The 3866-nt window shown below is 70.4% G+C and carries 4 protein-coding genes; all 4 read left to right on the top strand.

What is annotated here, in order from left to right; genetic code table 11:
- Positions 1–139: 139 nt before the first annotated feature.
- Entirely contained in the window at positions 140–1297 is a 1158-nt protein-coding gene (gene ispG, locus ACFTZL_RS42415; RefSeq protein ID WP_382595218.1) for a flavodoxin-dependent (E)-4-hydroxy-3-methylbut-2-enyl-diphosphate synthase, read from the top strand.
- Positions 1298–1502: 205 nt separating this feature from the next.
- Positions 1503–2351: a GNAT family N-acetyltransferase gene (locus ACFTZL_RS42410; protein ID WP_382595215.1), complete on the top strand. Its 849-nt coding sequence runs from the start codon at positions 1503–1505 to the stop codon at positions 2349–2351.
- A gap of 115 nt (positions 2352–2466) precedes the next feature.
- Positions 2467–2997 carry a GNAT family N-acetyltransferase gene (locus ACFTZL_RS42405; protein ID WP_382595212.1) on the top strand — a complete coding sequence of 177 codons (531 nt, stop codon included), beginning with the start codon at positions 2467–2469 and terminating at the stop codon, positions 2995–2997.
- Positions 2998–3066: 69 nt separating this feature from the next.
- A partial coding sequence (gene proS, locus ACFTZL_RS42400; RefSeq protein ID WP_382595209.1) for a proline--tRNA ligase occupies positions 3067–3866 on the top strand: 800 nt, incomplete at its 3' end.

Genomic DNA, 3866 nt, shown 5'->3' with positions numbered 1-3866 from the left:
CTTCGTGCCGGGCCGCCCCCCATGGGGTGGCGATGCGGGTGGGATGTGCCCGGCCCCGGCCATGTGCCGTAATCTCGAAGCTCGGAGCCCGCTGCTCACGGGACCGGACCTTGATCCACGACTTGGGGTTGCACAGCAGATGACTGCGATTTCTCTCGGCATGCCGTCCGTACCGACCAGGCTCGCCGAGCGCCGGAAGAGCCGCCAGATCCAGGTCGGGGCCGTGGCGGTCGGCGGAGACGCCCCCGTCTCGGTGCAGTCGATGACGACGACGCGTACGTCCGACATCGGCTCGACCCTCCAGCAGATCGCCGAGCTGACCGCCTCCGGCTGTCAGATCGTCCGCGTCGCCTGCCCGACGCAGGACGACGCCGACGCCCTGTCGACCATCGCCCGCAAGTCGCAGATCCCGGTCATCGCGGACATCCACTTCCAGCCGAAGTACGTCTTCGCCGCGATCGAGGCGGGCTGCGCGGCCGTCCGCGTCAACCCCGGCAACATCAAGCAGTTCGACGACAAGGTCAAGGAGATCGCGCGGGCCGCCAAGGACCACGGCACCCCGATCCGGATCGGCGTCAACGCGGGCTCGCTGGACCGGCGCCTCCTCCAGAAGTACGGCAAGGCGACCCCCGAGGCGCTGGCCGAGTCCGCCCTGTGGGAGGCCTCCCTCTTCGAGGAGCACGACTTCCGGGACATCAAGATCTCGGTCAAGCACAACGACCCGGTCGTGATGGTCGAGGCGTACCGCCAGCTCGCGGCCCAGTGCGACTACCCGCTGCACCTCGGCGTGACGGAGGCGGGCCCGGCCTTCCAGGGCACGATCAAGTCGGCCGTGGCCTTCGGCGCGCTGCTCTCCCAGGGCATCGGTGACACGATCCGCGTCTCCCTGTCGGCCCCGCCGGTCGAGGAGGTCAAGGTCGGCAACCAGATCCTGGAGTCCCTGAACCTCAGGCAGCGCGGCCTGGAGATCGTCTCCTGCCCGTCCTGCGGCCGCGCCCAGGTCGACGTCTACAAGCTGGCCGAAGAGGTCACGGCAGGCCTGACCGGCATGGAGGTCCCCCTCCGCGTCGCCGTCATGGGCTGCGTCGTCAACGGCCCCGGCGAGGCCCGCGAGGCCGACCTCGGCGTCGCCTCCGGCAACGGCAAGGGCCAGATCTTCGTCAAGGGCGAGGTCATCAAGACGGTCCCCGAGTCCAAGATCGTGGAAACCCTCATCGAGGAGGCCATGAAGCTGGCCGAACAGATGGAGGCGGACGGCGTGATCTCGGGCGAGCCGTCGGTAGCGGTCGCGGGCTGATCCTTTCCATGCCGCCGGCCGGGTCGGGCTTCTCTTGGGGGCGCGGGGCTGTTGTCGATATGCGGCTCCGCCGCGTGGGCGCGACAAGCCACAAGGCACCCGCACCCGTCGGCAAACCGTCGCTCCCGAGCTCCGGGGCGCCCCGCCCAAGCAGCGCAGCTATAGTGCGGAGACCAAGCCGACCCCAGTGTGTGAGGCCCCGCACTTGTTGACGCAGACCACCTCACGGGTCCTCGAACCGAGCGACCTGGACGCCGCGCTCGCCGTGCTCAACCGTGAGCCGGTCGCCAACGCCTTTGTGACGTCCAGGGTGCAGATCGCCGGCCTCGACCCGTGGCGGCTCGGCGGCGAGATGTGGGGCTGGTACGAGGACGGCATGCTGACGTCCTTGTGCTACGCGGGCGCCAACCTGGTCCCGATCTGTGCCACCCCGCGCGCCGTCCGCGCCTTCGCCGACCGGGCCCGCCGGTCCGGCCGCCGCTGCTCCTCCATCGTCGGGCCCGCCGGGTCCACCGCCGACCTGTGGCGGCTGCTGGAACCCCAGTGGGGCCCGGCCCGCGACGTCCGCCGCCGGCAGCCGCTCATGGTCTCCGACAGCCTGCCGGCCGGCATCGCCCCGGACCCCTACGTCCGCCGCGTCCGCAAGGACGAGATGGAAACGCTCATGCCGGCGTGTGTGGCGATGTTCACCGAGGAGGTCGGGATCTCCCCGCTGGCGGGCGACGGGGGCCTGCTCTACCAGGCCCGCGTCGCCGAACTCGTCGGCTCCGGCCGCGCCTTCGCCCGCTTCGACGCGGACGGCAAGGTCGTCTTCAAGGCCGAGATCGGCGCCGCGACGGACCGCGCCTGCCAGATCCAGGGCGTGTGGGTCGCCCCCGAGTACCGGGGCACGGGCCTGGCGGCCCCCGGCATGGCAGCCGTGCTGCGCTACGCCCTGGCCGACGTCGCCCCGGTGGCCAGCCTCTACGTGAACGACTTCAACACGGCGGCCAGGCGGACGTACACGAGAGTGGGCTTCCAGGAGGTCGGCGCCTTCATGAGCGTGCTGTTCTGAAACGCCCCAAGGGCGCGGGGCTGTTGTCGATAGGCGGCTCCGCCGCGTGGGCGCGAGCATCCACATGCGGCCCGCACCCGTACGACAACCGAAACCCCCCTGTAGGCTCCCCGCCATGGACCTCGTGATCGGCCCACTCGACCTCCACGCCCACGTCGACGAGGCCCTGGCCGTCCAAGCCGTAGCCTTCGGCCTCGGCGCCGACGAAGTCGCAGTCCGCCGCCAGATCGTCCTCCGCCACATGACCTACCCGGGGGCAAGGGCCCTCGGCGCCACGGCCGACGGCAACCTCGTGGGTTTCGTCTACGGCATGCCCAACGACCGCACCCACTGGTGGTCCACCGTCGTGGAGCCGTACCTCAGAGCGAACCACCACGACCACTGGCTCGACGACTCCTTCGTGATCACCGAACTGCACGTCCACCCCGCCCACCAGAGCCGCGGCATCGGACGCACCCTGATCACCACCATCACCGACGGCGCCGCCGAACCCCGCTCGATCCTCTCCGCGATCGACACCGAGAGCCCCGCCCGCGCCCTCTACCGCTCCCTCGGCTACCAGGACCTGGCCCGCCAGGTCCTCTTCCCCAGCGCCCCCAAGCCGTACGCCGTGATGGGCGCCCCGCTCCCGCTGCTGCGCCGCTAACCGATTTCCACCGCCCCGTACCCCCCGGATAACCTCCTGCCATCACCCACACGTAGCAGGAGCTAAACCATGGCGAACGTACCGGTCCAGCGCATGTCCCAGTTGATGGCGAAGACGTTGCGCGACGACCCGGCGGACGCCGAGGTCCTCAGCCACAAACTCCTCGTCCGCGCCGGGTACGTCCGCCGTACCGCCGCCGGCATCTGGAGCTGGCTGCCGCTCGGCAAGCGGGTCCTCTCCAATGTAGAGCGCATCGTCCGCGAGGAGATGGACGCGATCGGCGCCCAGGAGGTGCTGCTCCCCGCCATCCTGCCGCGTGAGCCGTACGACGCCACCGGCCGCTGGGACGAGTACGGCCCCGAGCTGTTCCGTCTCCAGGACCGCAGGGGCGGCGACTACCTCCTCGGTCCCACCCACGAGGAGATCTTCACCCTGCTGGTGAAGGACCAGGCGTCCTCCTACAAGGACCTGCCGGTGATCCTCTACCAGATCCAGAACAAGTACCGCGACGAGGCCCGGCCCCGCGCGGGCATCCTGCGCGGCCGCGAGTTCCTGATGAAGGACTCCTACTCCTTCGACACCGAGGACGAGGGCCTCGCCCGGTCCTACGCCCTGCACCGCGAGGCCTACCAGAAGATCTTCGCGCGCCTCGGCCTCGACTACCGCATCTGCGCCGCCACCGCCGGCGCGATGGGCGGCTCCAAGTCCGAGGAGTTCCTCGCCCCGGCCGAGGCCGGCGAGGACACCTTCGCCGACTGCCCGAACTGCGACTTCGCCGCCAACACGGAGGCGATCACGTACGAGTTGAAGCCCGTCGACGCCTCCGGCGTCCCGGCCGCCGAGGACATCCCGACCCCCGACACCCCCAC

Source organism: Streptomyces sp. NPDC056948 (genome assembly GCF_042674225.1).
GTDB lineage: Bacteria > Actinomycetota > Actinomycetes > Streptomycetales > Streptomycetaceae > Streptomyces > Streptomyces purpurascens.
This window is presented reverse-complemented; position numbering and strand designations above follow the sequence as displayed.